This window comes from Providencia sp. PROV209 (assembly GCF_028479485.1).
Lineage (GTDB): Bacteria > Pseudomonadota > Gammaproteobacteria > Enterobacterales > Enterobacteriaceae > Providencia > Providencia alcalifaciens.
In genome coordinates this window covers 442,572-461,205 of sequence record NZ_JAMPNR010000001.1, presented here as the reverse complement: position 1 = coordinate 461,205, position 18,634 = coordinate 442,572, and the positions used below count along the sequence as shown (strand labels likewise).

The window sequence follows — 18,634 nt, the reverse complement described above, 5'->3', positions numbered from 1 at the left end:
AAACGATAAGAGTGAAATTGTTATCGGATTTAAATTTGTCGCTGTAATAATAAATATTCAAACAGCTCTCTTGATTGGTATCTCACTGTTTTATTTTCTGAAAGTTGAATACTTTTCACCGGTAATATAGGCATTAACGCATTGCAAATAATGACTTCATCACACTGTGTCAAAATTGCGGGAAACCGTTCAACTTCGGCCAAATGGTACTGGCTATCTTTGAGTTTCGCTATGATCTTTTGTCTCATTAATCCATTCACACCAGACTGCTCTAGAATGGGTGTATAAACATCTCGACCGATGCGCCAAAAGATATTCGCGCTACAGCATTCAACCATCACGCCATGGGTATCTAACACGACCGCTTCATCTAGCTTAGCATCATCTATTTCTTGGCGGATCAATACTTGTTCTAAGCGATTCAAATGTTTCATACCCGCTAAGATTGGATTGCGACTTAATGGAATTCGGCTAAGCATCAAAGCTGCGCCTTGGCACTGTAATGTGGCATAGTGCTTAGGAAAAGGGGAAACCATTACCATAATGGTTGGCTGTTTGAAGCCTTGAGAACTGTAACCGCGGCCGCCAGCGCCACGACTAATCATCACCTTCACCACAAATTCATCATCAGTTTGTTGTTCACAAACCTGCTCAATATGCTGTGTCAATTGCTTCCAATCTACTGAAGGCAATTTGAGTCGCGTTGAATCTTGCTGTAGACGAAGAATATGCTGTTCTAGCATCTTAGCTTGTTGATTCATACCATGGATAGTCGTAAAGCACCCATCACCAAAGGCGATAGCGCGATCGGTAATATCAATTTGCTGACAAGAAATGCCGTTAACCCAATAAGTCATGATTGTTTCTTATAATAAAGGCTGATAAATCAGACAGTAACATAGTGTTAATATCATAAACCAAAGCAAGGAGTACTGCAAAAAGAAGGCAAAAATAAAGCCCCAGTACCAAAGATACTGGAGCTTAGGAACTCAACGAATAATTGATTATTCTGCGTGATAGCGGCGGAAAATCAATGAACCGTTAGTACCACCGAAGCCAAATGAGTTACACAGAGCATATTCCATGTTCTCGACTTTACGTGCTTCGCCCGGTACGAAATCAAGATTACAACCTTCATCAGGATTGTCTAAGTTGATCGTTGGTGGAATGATCTGATCACATAAAGACAGAATAGTGAAGATAGATTCAACCGCGCCAGCAGCACCTAACAGGTGACCCGTCATCGATTTTGTCGAACTCACTAACACTTTAGTATCTTCACCAAAGACAGACATAACCGCTTGTGCTTCGGCTAAGTCTCCTGCAGGTGTTGATGTACCATGAGCATTAATATAACCAATATCAGTTGGTTCTATGCCTGCATCGTTTAGCGCATTTTTCATCGCTAATGCAGCGCCTTCACCATTTTCTGGTGGTGACGTCATATGGTAAGCATCGCTGCTCATACCAAAGCCTGCGATTTCCGCGTAAATTTTCGCGCCGCGTGCTTTAGCGTGCTCGTATTCTTCGAGAATAATGATGCCCGCACCATCACCCAGAACAAAACCATCACGGTCTTTATCCCAAGGACGACTTGCAGCTTGTGGGTTATCATTACGCGTTGACAATGCGCGCGCTGCACCAAAACCAGCCACACCTAATGGTGTCGTTGCTTTTTCAGTACCACCCGCTAGCATAACATCCGCATCACCATAGGCTATCATCCGTGCTGCATGTCCAATATTATGAACGCCTGATGTACAAGCTGTCGCAATTGAAATGCTTGGACCACGGAGACCATACATGATGCTTAAGTGACCAGCAGCCATGTTGATGATTGTTGATGGTACGAAGAATGGGCTAACTTTACGAGGACCACCGTGCATCATAGATTCACAGTTATCTTGAATTAATCCCAACCCGCCAATACCAGAACCAATCGCTAAACCGATACGAGTAGCATTGGCTTCTGTTACTTCCAATCCAGAATCTTTGATGGCTTGATAGCCAGCTGCGATACCATACTGAATAAATGGGTCCATCTTCTTCGCATCTTTGCGAGAGATGTCAAAATCTTCGTAATTGAAATCTTTTACTAAGCCTGCAAATTTAGTTGCGTGGTTAGTAGTATCAAAATGATCAATTAGGCTGATACCACTCTGTCCGCCACAAACAGCTTTCCATGATGAATCAACTGTATTGCCGACAGGAGATAACATGCCAAGTCCGGTTACGACTACACGACGCTTAGACACGTATGTCCTCCAAGGAGGGAATTAGTTACATAAGAAACATAGGCGATCGAATGATCGCCTAGATAAGTTTTACTGCTATTACTCAGATGCTTTGACGTAGTCAATTGCAGCCTGTACTGTAGTGATCTTTTCAGCTTCTTCGTCAGGGATTTCGCAATCGAACTCTTCTTCCAGAGCCATAACCAGTTCTACTGTGTCAAGAGAATCAGCGCCCAAGTCATCAACAAATGAAGCTGTATTTACAACTTCTTCCTCTTTAACACCCAGTTGTTCAACGATGATTTTCTTAACGCGTTCTTCGATAGTGCTCATACTATTAAAATTCCTATCAAAACTCGCTTTCGCGATGGTTTTCGTAGTTTATGAAATACAGGAAAAGATACAACCCAATCCCGGCTGTTGAAACCATTATTTTGCATTATTTTGCATTAGATAACACAAAAAAATGCAAATGGTTCCCTCATTTCTTTAGATCATGTACATGCCACCATTGACATGCAATGTTTCACCTGTGATGTAAGCAGCTTCGTCAGAAGCTAAAAATGCTACAGCACTGGCAATTTCTTGTGCATCACCCAGTCTATCCGCAGGAACCTGAGATAAAATGCCTGCACGTTGTTCGTCTGTCAATGCCTTAGTCATATCAGTTTCGATAAAACCAGGCGCTACAACGTTAACAGTGATACCACGAGAAGCGACTTCACGAGCTAATGATTTACTAAAACCGATCAGCCCAGCTTTCGCTGCCGCGTAGTTTGTTTGTCCCGCATTTCCCATCACACCCACAACAGATGCAATAGAAATAATACGCCCACAACGTTTTTTCATCATGGCACGCAAAACGGATTTAGACAAACGGTAAACGGATGAAAGATTAGTGTCAATAATATCTTGCCACTCATCATCTTTCATGCGCATCAATAAGTTATCACGCGTAATACCAGCATTATTAACTAAAATATCGATTTCGCCAAATTCCGCACGGATCTGGGTCAATGTTTCTTCAATTGATGCTGGATCTGTCACATTTAACGCTAAGCCTTTACCTTTACCTTCTAAATAGGCAGTAATCGCTTCCGCGCCTTTTTCGCTGGTTGCAGTACCGATAACAGTCGCGCCGCGTGACGCTAAGGTTAAAGCAATCGCTTTACCGATTCCACGGCTAGCACCAGTGACTAGTGCAATTTTTCCTTCAAAGCTCATTGTCGTCCTCAGATAGTTTCTAAAGCCGAGTCTAATGATACAGGATCATTGACTGCAACGGCAGTTAAATTAGAGACAATTCGCTTGGTTAGACCAGTCAGAACTTTGCCTGGACCCATTTCAACCAATTGCTCAATGCCTTGTTCTGCCATGAATTCGACTGTTTCAGTCCAGCGCACCGGATTATACAATTGGCGCACTAATGCATCACGGATATTTTTTGCAGACGTCTCCATTTTAACATCAACGTTATTAATAACTGGATAGGTCGGCTCACAAAATTCAATTTTGTCTAATGCATCAGCTAATTTATCTGCGGCTGGCTTCATTAATGCACAATGAGAAGGTACGCTAACAGATAATGGTAACGCACGTTTGGCACCCGCTTCTTTACATGCTGCACCCGCACGTTCAACAGCCGCTTTCTCACCCGCAATAACCACTTGTCCAGGAGAGTTAAAGTTGACAGGGGATACAACCTGCCCTTGCGCTGCGTCTTGGCATGCCTTCTCGATAGATTCGTTATCTAAACCGATAATTGCATACATTGCGCCAGTCCCTTCTGGAACAGCTTCTTGCATCAATCGACCACGCAGCTCTACCAATTTGATAGCCTGTTTGAAATCAATCACGCCAGCGCACACTAATGCAGAATATTCACCGAGGCTATGACCAGCCATTAAAGCGGGCATTTTGCCATTTTTTTCTTGCCAAACACGGAAGATAGCAACAGACGCTGCTAATAATGCAGGCTGAGTCTGCCATGTTTTATTTAATTCTTCTTCTGGTCCATTTTGGACTAATGCCCAGAGATCGTAACCCAATGCTTCAGAGGCTTCAGCAAATGTCTCTTTAACCAGCTTATTTTGTTCAGCTAAGCCAGCTAACATTCCTAAAGACTGGGAACCCTGTCCCGGGAATACCATAGCAAATTGTGTCATGTCTGTTTTCTCAGTAAATTAAAAACGAACGAGTGCAGAGCCCCAAGTAAAACCGCCGCCAAATGCTTCTAATAGCACTAATTGACCACGTTGGATGCGACCATCGCGCACCGCTTCATCTAATGCGGTAGGGACTGATGCTGCAGAAGTATTTCCGTGACGATCCAGCGTAACAACCACTTTATCCATGGTCATATCCAATTTTTTCGCTGTCGCAGAAATAATTCTTAAATTTGCTTGATGTGGCACTAACCAATCAAGTTCTTCTTTTGCAATGTCGTTATTTGCCAATGTTTCATCAACAATGTGGGCTAATTCACGCACTGCAACTTTGAATACTTCGTTACCTGTCATGGACAAGTATGCTTGATCATCTGAACAGCGACTGCGATTTGGTAAAGAGAGCAAATCACCATAACGACCGTCTGCATGTAAATGCGTAGAAATAATACCTGGCTCTTCAGATGCACCAATCACCACAGCACCCGCTGCATCACCAAACAGAATAATCGTCCCGCGATCATTCGGGTCTAAGGTTTTTGATAACGCATCAGCGCCAATCACCAGTGCTTTTTTGGTCATGCCCGTTTTAATAAACTGATCAGCAATACTAATAGCATAGGTGAAACCAGCACACGCTGCTGCAACGTCAAATGCCGCACAGTCATTAATTCCCAACATTTGCTGAATCTGGCAAGCCGCACTTGGAAATGCGTGTGTCGCGGAAGTGGTTGCAACGATAATTAAACCAATTTCACTGCTGTCGACTTGTGCCATTTCCAATGCATTTTTTGCAGCTTGGAAACCCATTGTAGACACATTCTCATCGTCAGCTGAAATTCGTCTCTCTTTAATACCAGTACGCGTTACAATCCATTCATCAGAAGTATCAACCATTTTTTCCAGATCAGCATTGGTACGAACTTGCGATGGCAAATAGCTGCCTGTTCCTAATATTTTACTGTACATAGGTTATTGATCACTCCTGGGTAAAACAATATTAAGTCGAGCTGTTATTCTTTCAGGAACTTGTCGCTCAATAGCCTGCACGGCACGATCAATTGCGGCTTTAAACGCGCTTTCATTCGCTGCACCATGACTTTTGATGACAATGCCTTTTAATCCTAACAGAGTCGCGCCGTTATACTGGTCGGGGTTCATATCCCCAAAACGCTTCATTAGCCGTTTTTTTAACCATTTCTTAGCGAGTTGCATAAACCAACTGCTTTTTTTGTTCTCTTCACCGGCTGATTTCAACAATGAAAGAATGACTCGAATAACACCTTCCATTGTTTTTAGTGAGACATTACCTGCGAAGCCGTCACACACTAATACATCCGTTTTTCCTGTCAGCAATTCATTGCCTTCAACATAACCAATGTAATTAATTGATGCCGTTTCTTTCAACAAAGCGGCGGCTTCGCGGATATTGTCCAGCCCTTTACTCTCTTCTTCGCCAATATTGAGTAAAGCGACTTTAGGTTGACTGATGTTGGCAACTTCTTCTGCCATCACTGAGCCCATTACTGCAAATTGCACAAGCATTTCACTACTGCAATTTACGTTAGCCCCTAAATCGAGGACAACGGTTTTACCTTTCTTTTGGTTTGGCAGAATAGTCATTAACGCAGGGCGTTCAATGCCTTCAATTGATTTTAACATCAATTTAGCCAATCCCATCAGCGCACCCGTATTACCTGCGCTCACGCAAGCTTGAGCTTGACCTGTCTTGACTAACTCCAACGCCACTCGCATTGACGTCCCTTTACTTTGGCGAATTGCGTGAGATGGCTTAGCATCGCTTGCAATAACGTTTTCAGCTGGGATGATTTCGATACGCGAAAGTTGCTCCGCACTTTGTTGTGCAAGCAAAGGATGAATGGCTTCGGGTTGACCGACAAGCAGTAATTTTAATGCTGGATTAGATGCCAGTGCCTGCAATGCAGCAGGCACCGTGACGCGGGGACCAACATCCCCGCCCATGGCATCTAACGCGATGGTTAGACTAGCCAAAGTATCAACAATTACTTGCTGATAACCTTACGGCCACGGTAGTAACCATCTGCAGTCACATGGTGACGCAGGTGAGTTTCACCGGAAGTTTTATCTACAGAAACTAGGGTAGCAGTCAGTGCATCATGTGAACGACGCATACCGCGTTTTGAACGAGTTGGTTTATTCTGTTGTACGGCCATTGACCTTACTCCTTAAGTACTTTTCTTTAAACTGGCTAATACGGCAAATGGATTTGGTTTCTCTACCTCAGGAGGTAGTTCACCATACACCATGTCCGCTTCGGACACTTCACAGTGTTCAGAATCATGAACCGGAACCACTGGTAGGGATAGAATTATTTCATCTTCTAACATTCCCAGCAAATTTATTTCACCAAATTCATCTACATAAACTGGTTCATACTGTTCCGGTAATGCTTCGGCCTTTTCGTCATTGACGACAGGACTAAAACAATACGATACGTAGACATGATGTTTGAAATTTTTTCCGCAACGTTGGCATTGTAGGGTGACATCCACTTCAGAATGTCCCTCTATGACCGTCAAGCGCTGATTATCAATTTTAAATGATAATTTGCTTTCAACATCACTATCTACACTGACTACTGATTCGGCAATTCGTGCTACTTGCTCAGGTGTATAACTCCCGACATAGTCGAGGTTTTTCTGAGCTGCACGCTGCGCATCGATAGTCAGGGGTAATTTTACCTTTTGCATAAGGCGCGCATATTAACTTTGTAATGAACTATAGTCAAAGAAAAAGGCGGGATAAACTCGCCTTTTCACCAAAAAATCGCCGGTTAAGCGGATATAGTTTAAAATGAGTTAACCCTTTTGGCTACGAGTTTCGAGAAAAATCATGAAATCGATTATTTTGGCATCAACCTCTGAATACCGACAAGCGTTGCTGAAAAAGCTAGGCATCCCTTTTCTAGCGGCGGCGCCCAATATTGATGAAACCCCTATACTACAGGAATCGGCTCAAGCTTTAGTGATACGTTTATCTCACGAAAAAGCCAAGGCGTTGTCTCAACAATACCCTCAACACCTGATTATCGGCTCTGACCAAGTTTGTGTCATTGACGATAAGATCGTCGGAAAACCGCACAATTTTGAGAATGCGTTTAAGCAGCTCAAAGCTGCGTCAGGTCATCGAGTCACTTTTTATACTGGGCTTTGCTTATTAGATAGCACAACGGGTACATTTAATGTTCAGTGTGAGCCCTTCGATGTCTATTTTAGACAGTTAACGGATGAAGAAATCACCCAGTATTTACATAAAGATGAACCGTACCAATGTGCAGGTAGTTTTAAATCGGAAGGGTTGGGTATTAGCCTATTTGATAAGTTATCAGGACGAGATCCAAACACATTAATTGGCTTGCCCACAATTTTATTGCTGGAAATGTTACGCCAGCATGATGTGAATCCACTCCTAGACTAGATGACAAGGTTAGCTGACATGTTGATGTCAGCTAACGCTTACACACCATTATTGTGCTTTTTTAGCTCTCAACACTTTGAGACACTGATTTAAATCATTATGCAGTGGCGCAACAACGCGCATTTCTTCCCCAGATTTTGGGTGAGTAAATTTTAGGGCATACGCATGCAGGAATAGACGTTTTAACCCTGTATCGGCAAGTTGACTATCAAACTGTTTATCACCATAACGATCATCAAAAGCAATTGGATGCCCCGCATGTAACGTATGGACACGAATTTGATGAGTACGACCAGTCACTGGACTCGCTTTTACCAACGTCGCGTTTTCAAAACGCTCTTCAACTTTAAAACGCGTTTCAGAAGGTTTACCTTCACTGCTTACACGAACAATACGCTCACCACTTTGCAAAATATTTTTTAATAATGGTGCTTGAACAACTTTCGTGTGAGACTGCCAGTTACCACGAACTAACGCTAAATAATCTTTCTGCATCTGTTTTAAACGCAGCTGCTCATGAAGTGCGCGTAATGCCGAGCGCTTTTTAGCCACCAATAAAATGCCTGATGTATCTCGGTCTAAGCGATGCACTAACTCCAGAAAACGTGCTTCTGGGCGCAACGCTCGCAATCCTTCAATAACACCAAAGCTTAATCCGCTGCCGCCATGCACTGCGGTTCCGGATGGCTTATTGATCACTAAAATGGATTCGTCTTCATAAAGAATACAATCAGCTAACGCCGCCACTTTATCTAATTTTGCTGAAACTGGTGCTGTTTCACGCTCAGCGACACGCACAGGCGGGACACGAACTTGATCCCCTTCCAGTAATTTGTATTCTGGCTTAATTCGCCCTTTGTTGACACGCACTTCACCTTTACGGATGATGCGATAAATCATGCTCTTAGGAACACCTTTTAACTTGCTCAGCAAGAAATTATCAATGCGCTGCCCTGCTTCGTCATCGCTAATATCAATAAATTGGACTCGGTTTTCTGTTTTCATTCGGGAATGCGTTAACTCTAATTGATGAATAAATAGTCTCACTTACGTGGGTATATCATACCGACTCCACGAATTTTTTTATGTTTTTTTTTAAATTGGTCAATTTCTAGATGATCGGCTCAATTTCTTAATAAAATTTCCATATAACTTACGTTGCGCTTGCTATAATGCACTTGGCAATGGAATAATAAGCGCTGCCAAGATGTTTAAAAACGAAAATTGGCTTTGCTATGTTAGCTTTAGGTGTTTTTGCACTTTCAGCTATAATTATTTTTAGCTAGTAGAATACAAGTTAGACGTAATACTGTAGGAATTTATTATTTGATGGCGTAACGATGCTGCAATGGCGTAAGACATCTAACAAGATCAAGTAAATTAGCGAGCAACGAATTTTAGCTTATTGGGTTGGGAGTCTCCGTTTTCTAAGAAATTTACGGCATCCTGATTAAGAACGCTGAATTTTTAATCTAAAAATCAGGTTCACCGAATACTGCGCGTCTCTATACGAACGACTGCCGAGAGGTAGACGGCTTTGTAAAAATCATGAGGCCATCGGTTTACAGTAGCTCTTTCTTTCGCTGCTCTTTATTATTTAAAAAATAATGAGTAAGTAACAACATGAAAAGAATGCTAATCAACGCAACTCAACAGGAAGAGTTGCGTGTTGCCCTTGTTGACGGGCAACGACTCTACGATTTGGATATTGAAAGCCCAGGTCATGAGCAAAAAAAAGCCAACATTTACAAAGGTAAAATTACCCGTATTGAACCAAGCCTTGAAGCTGCTTTTGTTGATTATGGCGCTGAAAGACACGGTTTCCTGCCTATCAAAGAGATCGCTCGCGAATACTTCCCAAGCAATTATCACTCTCAAGGTCGTCCGAACATCAAAGATGTTCTGAAAGAAGGCCAAGAAGTTATTGTTCAAGTTGATAAAGAAGAACGTGGTAACAAAGGTGCTGCCTTAACCACATTTATCAGCTTAGCGGGAAGTTATTTAGTTCTCATGCCTAATAACCCTCGTGCAGGTGGTATTTCCCGCCGCATCGAAGGTGAAGACCGCACAGAATTAAAAGAAGCACTATCTTGCTTAGAAATCCCAGATGGTATGGGATTAATCGTTCGTACCGCGGGCGTTGGCAAATCAGCAGAATCACTACAACAAGATTTACTGTATCGCTTACGCCATTGGGAAGCGATTCAAAAAGCAGCAGAAAACCGCCCTGCTCCATTCTTAATCCACCAAGAAAGCAACGTTATCGTTCGTGCTTTCCGCGATTACTTACGTCCTGATATCGGTGAAATTCTGATCGACAACCCGAAAGTGGTTGAAATGGCGCGTAACCATATCGAAGCAATTGGTCGTGGCGATTTTGCAAGTAAAATTAAACATTATAGCGGCGATGTTCCACTGTTTAGCCACTATCAAATTGAATCTCAAATCGAGTCAGCGTTCCAACGTGAAGTCCGTTTACCTTCAGGTGGTGCGTTAGTTATCGATACAACGGAAGCCTTAACGGCTATCGATATCAACTCCTCACGTTCAACCCGTGGTGGCGATATCGAAGAAACCGCATTCAATACTAACCTTGAAGCCGCTGATGAGATTGCACGTCAATTACGCTTACGTGACTTAGGTGGTCTAATTGTTATCGACTTTATCGATATGACCCCAGTTCGCCATCAGCGTGAAGTTGAAAACCGTCTACGCGAAGCAGTTCGTCAAGACCGTGCGCGTATTCAAATTGCTCGTATTTCACGTTTTGGTCTGTTAGAGATGTCTCGCCAGCGTCTTAGCCCATCTTTGGGTGAATCTAGCCATCACGTCTGCCCACGCTGTTCGGGTACCGGAACTATCCGTGATAATGAATCGCTGTCGCTGTCTGTACTGCGTTTAATTGAAGAAGAAGCACTGAAAGAAAATACCCATGAAGTGCATGCGATTGTTCCCGTACAAATCGCGTCGTATCTGTTAAACGAAAAACGCCAAGCTGTCACTGAGATTGAACGGCGCCAGCGCAACGTTCGTGTTGTGATAGTCCCTAACGATCAGATGCAAACACCGCATTTCCATGTCATCCGTATTCGTAAAGGTGAAGAAGTTCAGACTCTGAGCTACAACTTAGCGCAATACCATGAAACGGAAACGCTGAATCAAGGCGAAGAGCCAACAAGCGAGCGTAAAGCCCCTGAGCAACCTGCTATTTCAGCATTTGCACTACAAGAACCTGTTGAAGTGCCTGCACTGAAACAAAAAGAGCCTCCATCTAAAGCGCCAGCCCGTCCAAAAACAGACGAGCAACCTAACGTTGGTTTATTCAGTAAAATCGCAGCTTTCTTTAAAGGTCTATTTGCCGAAGAAGAAAAAGTGGTTGAACAACCAGCGCAAAAAGCGCGCCCAAACAATAATGATCGTCGCCGTAATAATGACCGTCGCCGTAATAACGATCGCCGTAATAACAATCGCCGTGACCGCGATGATAATTACGAAAATCGTGATAACCGCGAAAATCGTGATAACCGAGACAATCGTAATAATCGTAATGCGCAGTCTGAAGATGCAGCAAATCGCAATAAGGGTCGTAATAACAAAAATACGAACCAAGTTGATGAGCAAACGACAGACACTGCAAACCGCGATAATCAACAACGCCGTGAGCAACGTGCAGAACGTCGTCGCCGTCAAGATGAGAAACGCCAACAACAAACAGCGAAAACTCAACAAGATAGCCAACAAGCTGCTGTTGACAATACCGTTGTAGAAAAAGATGAAGAAGAGCAGCGTCCAGTAGCACCTCGTCGTCAACGCCGTCAGTTAACACAAAAAATCCGTGTGACTGATAATGAGCAAACGACAGAGACTGCAATTGTTGCAGAGATGCCAGCTACGCCAATGGCGGCACTTCCTTCAACCGTTAATGTTGAGAAAAAACACGATAATGTCACGTTGAACGCAGATGACAATTTGGCGGTTAACTCAGAGCAACAGGATGATGATGAGAAACAAGACACCATTATCCCACGTCGTTCTCGTCGTTCACCACGCCATCTGCGTGTGAGTGGTCAGCGTCGTCGTCGTTACCGTGATGAGCGTCATCTGAATAAATCACCAATGCCTTTAGCGGCGGCTGTAGCCTCCCCTGAATTAGCGTCTGGTAAAGTATTTATTCGTTACCCTGTTGTTCAGCCTCAACAAGAAAGCATGGCTATCATGACCAATGAAGAAATGCTAGAACAACAAAACACGGTTCAGGCTCCAGCTGCAATTCAAGCGCCGGTGGAACAGGTTGAAGTGAAATCAGAACACATTGAGACCCCAGTCGTTACTGAAACTGTCGTTGAGACACCAAAAGTAGAAACTGAGACTCATGTTGTCGCTGAATCTATTGAGACCATTGCCGTAGAAAGCAATACTGTCCTGGAAAGCGTCATTGCTGACGTTACTGAAACAGAAAAAACTGATGTCGTTCAAACGGTTGTTGATACAATTGTTGAAACACCTGTCGTTGAAGAAATCAAAGAGATTTCTGAACCTGCGGTGGCGGATGTCGTCGTTGAAACGAAGGTTGCTACGGCAACAGTAGTTGAAACAACAGTGGTCGATGCTGTTTCAACATCAAACGCGCTTAGCTTACACAAATGTCATGCATACTCACCAATGACGAAAGCCCCAGCCCCTGCGGTGATGGCTTCCGACTTTGAAATTAAAGAGTATCAACGTGAGCCATCAACCTTTGAATCTAAAGGTGCAGGTGGTCATGTGGCAGCGAATGTTGCCACATCAGAAATGGCAAAACCCGCTAGTGTCTAATGAGTTAGACATATAATAAATAGCCTCGATAGTATATCGGGGCTTTTTTTTGCCTCATATTCTTCAATGCGCGTTATAAGAATAAAAAAATGCCCCGCTGGGTTTAAAACATCACAACGAGGCATCTTAAAACTGAATTTTTTAGGGTTTATTTCACATCAATACGTGGTAAATCACCCATCTCTTTAAGCTTCTTAGAGATTTCACGGCGTTCTTTAGAAAGCTCCGCATTTTTAATGATGTAATCGTCTACGCGGTCATCATAGTCGCTACGCATATTGGCAATAATGGCTTGGATATCTTCAATAGACATGCCCGGCTTAATATATTCACTAAGGTTATCTAACAGCAAAACACGTTTTTGGTTATCACGAATTTTTTTTTCATTATCCGTGATTTCGCGACGAATTTTATTTTTACGACGAAACATACGCACAAATTCCAGCACATTTTGGAAAGTTGGTTTGTTAGCGTTTTCCATGTTTAAAATCCTCTATTCAATAATCAAAATGTATTGTCTATTAACACAATACCTTCTTCCATAGTCACCTTACAAGTTACATTCACAATTTTATTAATTTGAATTTAATGATTTGCATTACCAATGCGTCTTTAGCCCTTAATTTGCGAGCATACTCAGGGAAGACTGAATTTTATCATCATGAAGATGCTATTGAAGCGTGAATCGGTATCGCACAGTCATCACGCTGACGACGAGAAACGCGCTATCACACTCTATCCCTTGGGATCCAACGTTAAAAACGTGCCGCAGTATGATTCATGCAATAGGAATATCATTTTCTTCACGAGTAACTTCCACATAAGTTTAGATTTTCTGCCAGATGGTTTACCATAGCCTTCAAACGGTTATACGCTTGCATTACTCACCTAAATCGACGATGGACCTCATTTTGAAAAATAATCATAACCAGCCAACCTTCTTTATTCATGACTATGAAACATTTGGTAAGAATCCGGTTCTCGATCGCCCTGCTCAATTTGCTGGTGTGCGAACAGACTTAGATTTCAACATCATCGGTGAACCTGAAGTATTTTACTGTAAACCTACGGATGATTATCTTCCTCAGCCGGAAGCTGTAATGATAACGGGGATTACCCCGCAAACCGCTATGGCAAATGGTGTAAATGAAGCCGAGTTTGCCAAACGTATTCATCAGGCATTTAGCGTGCCGAACACCTGCATTATGGGCTACAACAACATTCGCTTTGATGATGAAGTCACTCGAAATATTTTTTACCGTAATTTTTATGACCCGTATGCCTATAGCTGGCAACAAGGTAATTCTCGCTGGGATTTATTGGATGCATTACGTGCGTGTTTCGCATTGCGCCCTGAAGGAATTAACTGGCCAGAAAACGATGATGGGTTACCTAGCTTACGTTTAGAGCATCTCACCAAAGCCAATGGCGTTTCCCATGAAAATGCTCATGATGCGATGTCCGACGTTTTAGCCACCATCAATATGGCAAAATTGTTGAAACAGGCACAGCCACGCATGTTTGACTATTTCTATCAGCTAAGAAATAAAAATAAAGTTAACCAGCTGATTGATATTGTGGATATGACCCCATTAGTGCATGTGTCGGGGATGTTTGGTGCCTTACGTTCATACGTAAGCTTAGTGACTCCACTAGCATGGCATCCTGAGAATAAAAATGCGGTGATTATGTGTGACCTCTCTGGCGATATGTCACCACTGCTAACATTAAGTGCTGATGAACTTCGTGAACGCTTGTACACCCCTAAAGCTGAACTCGGGGATGACCTGCCAGTTCCAATCAAATTAGTGCATATCAATAAGTGCCCAATCCTTGCGCCAATCAACACATTACGTACCGTTGATGCTGAACGTACTGGGCTGGATCGGGATCTGTGCATGCGTAATTTAGAACTGCTGCGCAAAAATCCGGATGTCCGAAATAAACTGATTGAACTATTTAGCGTAGGTCAACAATTTGAAGAATCAAATGACGTGGATAGCCAAATCTATAATGGCTTTTTCAGTCCTTCAGATCGCTCCACAATGGATATTATTCGCGAAACAGCACCGCAAAATTTACCTGCGTTAGATCTTAGTTTTGAAGATAAACGTATGAAAGAGTTATTCTTCCGCTATAAAGCACGAAACTACCCGTCCACGTTATCCTATGATGAGCAGCAACGTTGGTTGCAGCATCGCCGTGACTATTTTACCGAAGCGCGTTTAACCGACTATTTACAACAGATTCAATTGCTTATGGACGTGCATCATGAAGATGAGAAACGCTGCCAGCAATTAAAAGCATTAGTAAACTATGCCTATGAATTAGCAAGTTAATAACCAGCGATAAAAATAAAAATGGGCAGAAAACCTGCCCATTAAATTGCAATTATTTGATTAGTGGTCGCAACCACAATCCCCTTCCCAATGTTTGCGCTTGGTTGTCTTGCCCAACCCTGGATTCATGGTGTTCGTCGGGTCTGACTCTTTGTAGAACGATTTTAGTTGTTCTGGTGCCTTATACAGATGTCCAACATTGTGTTCTGCTGGATACTGAGCGCCACGCGCATCCAGTAATTCCAACATTTTTTGTTTTAACTCTTTTGGATCGACACCTTTTTTCAAGACATAGTCTTGGTGCATTACGTGGCACATAAAGTGTCCGCAATATAGCTTATGCACAATGAGGTTTTCTATCTCTGGCGGTAACTTTTCAAACCAATCACGGTCATTACGTCTCAATGCAATATCTAACGGTAAGACGTCTTCAACATCTTTATTATGTACAGCATGATAGCGTACCGCTGACCCCGCTGCGGCAAATCGATGCAAGAATGCTTTTGCGCCCTCTTCTGGCGTGCATTCAAAATAACCACCATCCGCGGTTGCAAAGAATGATTTCAGCCAAACTTTTGCTTCATCAATCCCATCGCCTGCCATTTTAAGCATCAAATGGTGCTCATATTTATCTCGGAATTGTTTCATTCTAGGCGGTAAATGAGAAGGCCAAAGCTTGCTTAACAGCTGCATAGTTCGGTCAATTAAGTTTGATGGGAGCAATGGAACTTTATTCAGCACAGCGTCCATACGTCCTTTAATTGTGAAGAACGTAGGCATTTTATCTGTGCCAAACTTATCTATCATTAAGAACGTATCTTTGCCGTATATTTCCGCAATATCAAAACAACCGCGATGCATGTATTCACCTGCAACAGGTAAATTTTCAAATTCACTGAGAATATGGCGACGGATATCTTCAAGCACATCGGGATTGTTCGAGCCAATATAGAAAACTTGTGTTGCTTTATCCGCAGGGAACGTGTCTAAACGTACGGCAAACACAGCTAATTTACCGGCGCAACCTGACGCTTCAAATAGTCGGCGCTCATCCGCATTAAAACGAGAAGGTGTATCGGCATCCACATCACGTACCCGCGTTGCGTATTCATGGTCAGATGCTAATTTTTCACTGTTTTCCACATCTTCGCTACTGTAGCGACGATTTTGTAAGTTGGTCAGGATCTCTTCTGGTGTATCACCCAATGCGATCCCTAAATGGTTGACCAATTCAACAGTACCATCTTCATTCACTCGCCCGTATAACGCAAGCTCAGTATAGGCGGGTCCTCGGCGTACTAATGAACCGCCTGAACTGTTGCAAATACCACCAACAACAGAGGCGCCAATGCAAGAAGAACCAATTAATGAATGGGGTTCACGACCCAGCGGTTTGAGAATTTTTTCGAGGTCATAGAGGGTACTACCTGGCATCGCAACCACTTGGTTAAATTCAGGCAGGACTTGTATTTGGTTCAAACGCAATGTGCTAATAATCACGATATCACGATCATAATCATAACCACTTGGCGTTGAACCTTCAGTTAACCCTGTATTTGCCGCTTGCATAATGACGACTTTATCGGCTTCGACACAGGCTTTAAACACATACCATTGCTCTAATAACGTGGTTGGAAAAACAACAGCAATGGCATCCCCTACACCGGAGCGAAAGCCTTTACGATAACGTTCTGTTTTATGGGGTTCGGTAAGGATATTTTTTTTGCCAACAATGTTCCTGAGTGTGAGTAATAGTCGTTGGTTCTCAGGATTTTTTACATCATTCATCTCATGCCTTCCTGTCAGGGTATTGCCATTAATATCCTTTCACAATATCACATAAGATTAATATGTTAAGAAATTATTAATCCCCTTCAGAAACAAAAACAGCACCCAATGGTGCTGTTTTTATTAGTCTTCAATTTCAGTTCGTAGTTTGCCGTTTGCCGTTTGCCGTTTGCCGTTTGCCGTTTGCCGTTTGCCGTTTGCCGTTAAATTATTTTGATACTTACATGCATTCAAAATAATTCGTGTTGTAGCTAGGCGGCAAGCAAGCTAGCCCCTAGGAGCATACATAAGTATGTGACTAGGGCTAGCGCGTGCAGCCAACAACGCTACAGCGCGAAGTATGAAGAATATATCTAAACGTCGCTCATCTGCGGCATAGGCCTACGGAACATCCGAGTCAACACCGCCATATACACCAAACCAACCGCCGTCCAAATCAAACCATAAACCATTGAATCTTCTTCGATATTCAACCACAGCACACAGACTGTGAGGGTACCGATGATCGGTAATATCAAATAGTTCATGATGTTCTTAAAGCCTTTAATACGGCGTTCACGAATAAAGAACTGGCTGATCACTGAGATGTTCACGAAAGTAAATGCAATCAGTGCACCAAAGTTAATTAACGCGGTGGCGAAATCCATCTCAAACCAGATAGCGCCGAGAGCTAAGAAACCAACTAACAGAACGTTATACGCTGGTGTACGCCATGTTGGGCTCACGTAACCAAAGATTTTCTCTGGGAATACGCCATCACGCCCCATAACATACATCAAACGCGCACTCCCCGCATGGGCAGCCATGCCCGATGCTAATACAGTAACGCAGGAGAACACGAGAATAATCGCTTGGAAGAACGATCCTGCGACAAACCGCATGATGTCTGGCTGTGTTTCGTTAATATTCGCAAAACGTGAAACATCTGGGAAAAATTGTTGTAAGAAGAATGAAACAGTAATAAAGATCACACCACCAATCAGCGCTGTTAGGAAAATAGCACGAGGGATGACTTTACCTGCGTTTGGCGTTTCTTCTGACAGTGAACTTAACCCATCAAAGCCTAAGAATGAGAAACAGAGTATCGTCGCCCCTGCAATCAGTGGGATCAATTCCGTTTTTTCATTCGCAAATGGATTAAATGTCCAGATCTCCCCTGAACCTTCACCATTTGAAACGCCGTGGATCACTAAACCAGTAAAGACGGCCATTACCCCTATTTGGATAATCGCAATAACCGTACTTAGGTTTGCAATTACGTTGATACCCCGTAAGTTAGCAGCCGTCATTAAAATAACTAAGCCAATCACAAAGAACGCAGGTTCAACATTCGGGAAAATATCTTGTAAATAGATTTTCGCCAATAAAATGTTAATCATTGGCATGAAAATGTAGGACAGCAAAGATGTCCAACCCACAAGGAAACCAATATGTGGACTCATTGATTTCTGGGCATAAGTATACGCTGAACCAGCGGATGGGAAGCGTTTTACCAGCTTACCGTAGCTCAGTGCAGTAAACAGTATCGCAGCCAGTGCAATAATGTATGAAGTCGGGACGTGACCACCAGTCTTATCTGATACCATTCCGAAAGTATCAAAAATAGTCATTGGCTGAATATACGCAATACCGATCATGACGACTTGCACAAGTGTTAATGTTTTCGCAAGTTGAACTCGGTTATTGGCGCCAGTTTGGTTGTGGCCGATATCTAAAGGTACGGAATTATTTTGCATGATAAAGCCCTCCCATAACTTTCGATTGAGTACTTCGACTCAATCGACAGTTACTGGGAAGACTTTGCATCTGTCTATAAGCAGAGAAGAACGATGAG

The 18,634-nt window shown here is 42.9% G+C and carries 16 protein-coding genes; 3 read left to right on the top strand and 13 right to left on the bottom strand.

Features of this window, described 5'->3' with window-relative positions:
- Positions 1-29: 29 nt before the first annotated feature.
- The 9 genes from pabC to yceD all read right to left on the bottom strand — a co-directional run bounded on the left by pabC (position 30) and on the right by yceD (position 7,131).
- A complete protein-coding gene (gene pabC, locus PR795_RS02170) occupies positions 30-857 on the bottom strand; it encodes an aminodeoxychorismate lyase (RefSeq protein ID WP_006661432.1) in 828 nt (275 codons plus the stop codon).
- 147 nt (positions 858-1,004) lie between these two features.
- Positions 1,005-2,255, bottom strand: a complete 1,251-nt coding sequence (fabF, locus tag PR795_RS02165; RefSeq protein WP_006661431.1) for a beta-ketoacyl-ACP synthase II — start codon at positions 2,253-2,255, stop codon at positions 1,005-1,007.
- 78 nt (positions 2,256-2,333) lie between these two features.
- Positions 2,334-2,567: an acyl carrier protein gene (gene acpP, locus PR795_RS02160; RefSeq protein ID WP_006660807.1), complete on the bottom strand. Its 234-nt coding sequence runs from the start codon at positions 2,565-2,567 to the stop codon at positions 2,334-2,336.
- A gap of 156 nt (positions 2,568-2,723) precedes the next feature.
- Positions 2,724-3,458 carry a 3-oxoacyl-ACP reductase FabG gene (gene fabG, locus PR795_RS02155; RefSeq protein ID WP_006660806.1) on the bottom strand — a complete coding sequence of 245 codons (735 nt, stop codon included), beginning with the start codon at positions 3,456-3,458 and terminating at the stop codon, positions 2,724-2,726.
- An 8-nt stretch (positions 3,459-3,466) separates the two neighbouring features.
- A complete protein-coding gene (gene fabD, locus PR795_RS02150) occupies positions 3,467-4,399 on the bottom strand; it encodes an ACP S-malonyltransferase (RefSeq protein WP_181480030.1) in 933 nt (310 codons plus the stop codon).
- 18 nt (positions 4,400-4,417) lie between these two features.
- Positions 4,418-5,368: a beta-ketoacyl-ACP synthase III gene (locus tag PR795_RS02145; protein ID WP_036966030.1), complete on the bottom strand. Its 951-nt coding sequence runs from the start codon at positions 5,366-5,368 to the stop codon at positions 4,418-4,420.
- 3 nt (positions 5,369-5,371) lie between these two features.
- A complete protein-coding gene (plsX, locus tag PR795_RS02140; protein ID WP_006661428.1) occupies positions 5,372-6,412 on the bottom strand; it encodes a phosphate acyltransferase PlsX in 1,041 nt (346 codons plus the stop codon).
- Positions 6,413-6,423: 11 nt separating this feature from the next.
- Positions 6,424-6,594 (bottom strand): 50S ribosomal protein L32, encoded by a 171-nt coding sequence (gene rpmF / locus PR795_RS02135; protein ID WP_006660802.1) that lies wholly within the window; start codon positions 6,592-6,594, stop codon positions 6,424-6,426.
- Between the two features lie 12 nt (positions 6,595-6,606).
- Positions 6,607-7,131 carry a 23S rRNA accumulation protein YceD gene (gene yceD, locus PR795_RS02130; RefSeq protein ID WP_006660801.1) on the bottom strand — a complete coding sequence of 175 codons (525 nt, stop codon included), beginning with the start codon at positions 7,129-7,131 and terminating at the stop codon, positions 6,607-6,609.
- 142 nt (positions 7,132-7,273) lie between these two features.
- Here yceD and PR795_RS02125 point away from each other — a divergent pair, with 142 nt between their 5' ends.
- Positions 7,274-7,858, top strand: a complete 585-nt coding sequence (locus tag PR795_RS02125; protein ID WP_006660800.1) for a Maf family protein — start codon at positions 7,274-7,276, stop codon at positions 7,856-7,858.
- 48 nt (positions 7,859-7,906) lie between these two features.
- On the opposite strand, the gene rluC is transcribed toward PR795_RS02125, so the two are convergent.
- Entirely contained in the window at positions 7,907-8,863 is a 957-nt protein-coding gene (gene rluC, locus PR795_RS02120) for a 23S rRNA pseudouridine(955/2504/2580) synthase RluC (RefSeq protein ID WP_272516599.1), read from the bottom strand.
- Between the two features lie 618 nt (positions 8,864-9,481).
- Between rluC and rne the strand changes: the two genes are divergently transcribed.
- Positions 9,482-12,673 (top strand): ribonuclease E, encoded by a 3,192-nt coding sequence (rne, locus tag PR795_RS02115; RefSeq protein WP_272516598.1) that lies wholly within the window; start codon positions 9,482-9,484, stop codon positions 12,671-12,673.
- A 148-nt stretch (positions 12,674-12,821) separates the two neighbouring features.
- Here the strand turns inward: rne and tmaR are convergent, their stop codons facing one another.
- Positions 12,822-13,154, bottom strand: coding sequence for a PTS system regulator TmaR (tmaR, locus tag PR795_RS02110; protein WP_006660797.1), 333 nt, complete (start codon positions 13,152-13,154; stop codon positions 12,822-12,824).
- A gap of 418 nt (positions 13,155-13,572) precedes the next feature.
- Here tmaR and sbcB point away from each other — a divergent pair, with 418 nt between their 5' ends.
- On the top strand, positions 13,573-15,012 hold the full coding sequence (sbcB, locus tag PR795_RS02105) for an exodeoxyribonuclease I (protein ID WP_181480919.1): 1,440 nt from the start codon (positions 13,573-13,575) through the stop codon (positions 15,010-15,012).
- A gap of 60 nt (positions 15,013-15,072) precedes the next feature.
- Here sbcB and dld read toward each other — a convergent pair whose 3' ends face one another.
- Both dld and PR795_RS02095 read right to left on the bottom strand, forming a co-directional pair.
- Positions 15,073-16,800, bottom strand: a complete 1,728-nt coding sequence (gene dld, locus PR795_RS02100) for a D-lactate dehydrogenase (protein WP_181480033.1) — start codon at positions 16,798-16,800, stop codon at positions 15,073-15,075.
- Between the two features lie 353 nt (positions 16,801-17,153).
- Positions 17,154-18,536 (bottom strand): APC family permease, encoded by a 1,383-nt coding sequence (locus PR795_RS02095; RefSeq protein WP_006660794.1) that lies wholly within the window; start codon positions 18,534-18,536, stop codon positions 17,154-17,156.
- Between the last annotated feature and the right edge of the window lie 98 nt (positions 18,537-18,634).

Coding starts and splice junctions, on each gene's coding strand:
- sbcB (WP_181480919.1), top strand. CDS start 13,573: ATGGACCTCATTTTGAAAAATAATCATAACCAGCCAACCTTCTTTATT.
- pabC (WP_006661432.1), bottom strand. CDS start 857: ATGACTTATTGGGTTAACGGCATTTCTTGTCAGCAAATTGATATTACC.
- acpP (WP_006660807.1), bottom strand. CDS start 2,567: ATGAGCACTATCGAAGAACGCGTTAAGAAAATCATCGTTGAACAACTG.
- rne (WP_272516598.1), top strand. CDS start 9,482: ATGAAAAGAATGCTAATCAACGCAACTCAACAGGAAGAGTTGCGTGTT.
- dld (WP_181480033.1), bottom strand. CDS start 16,800: ATGAATGATGTAAAAAATCCTGAGAACCAACGACTATTACTCACACTC.
- PR795_RS02125 (WP_006660800.1), top strand. CDS start 7,274: ATGAAATCGATTATTTTGGCATCAACCTCTGAATACCGACAAGCGTTG.
- rluC (WP_272516599.1), bottom strand. CDS start 8,863: ATGAAAACAGAAAACCGAGTCCAATTTATTGATATTAGCGATGACGAA.
- tmaR (WP_006660797.1), bottom strand. CDS start 13,154: ATGGAAAACGCTAACAAACCAACTTTCCAAAATGTGCTGGAATTTGTG.
- fabG (WP_006660806.1), bottom strand. CDS start 3,458: ATGAGCTTTGAAGGAAAAATTGCACTAGTCACTGGTGCTAGCCGTGGA.
- PR795_RS02145 (WP_036966030.1), bottom strand. CDS start 5,368: ATGTACAGTAAAATATTAGGAACAGGCAGCTATTTGCCATCGCAAGTT.
- fabD (WP_181480030.1), bottom strand. CDS start 4,399: ATGACACAATTTGCTATGGTATTCCCGGGACAGGGTTCCCAGTCTTTA.
- rpmF (WP_006660802.1), bottom strand. CDS start 6,594: ATGGCCGTACAACAGAATAAACCAACTCGTTCAAAACGCGGTATGCGT.
- yceD (WP_006660801.1), bottom strand. CDS start 7,131: ATGCAAAAGGTAAAATTACCCCTGACTATCGATGCGCAGCGTGCAGCT.
- PR795_RS02095 (WP_006660794.1), bottom strand. CDS start 18,536: ATGCAAAATAATTCCGTACCTTTAGATATCGGCCACAACCAAACTGGC.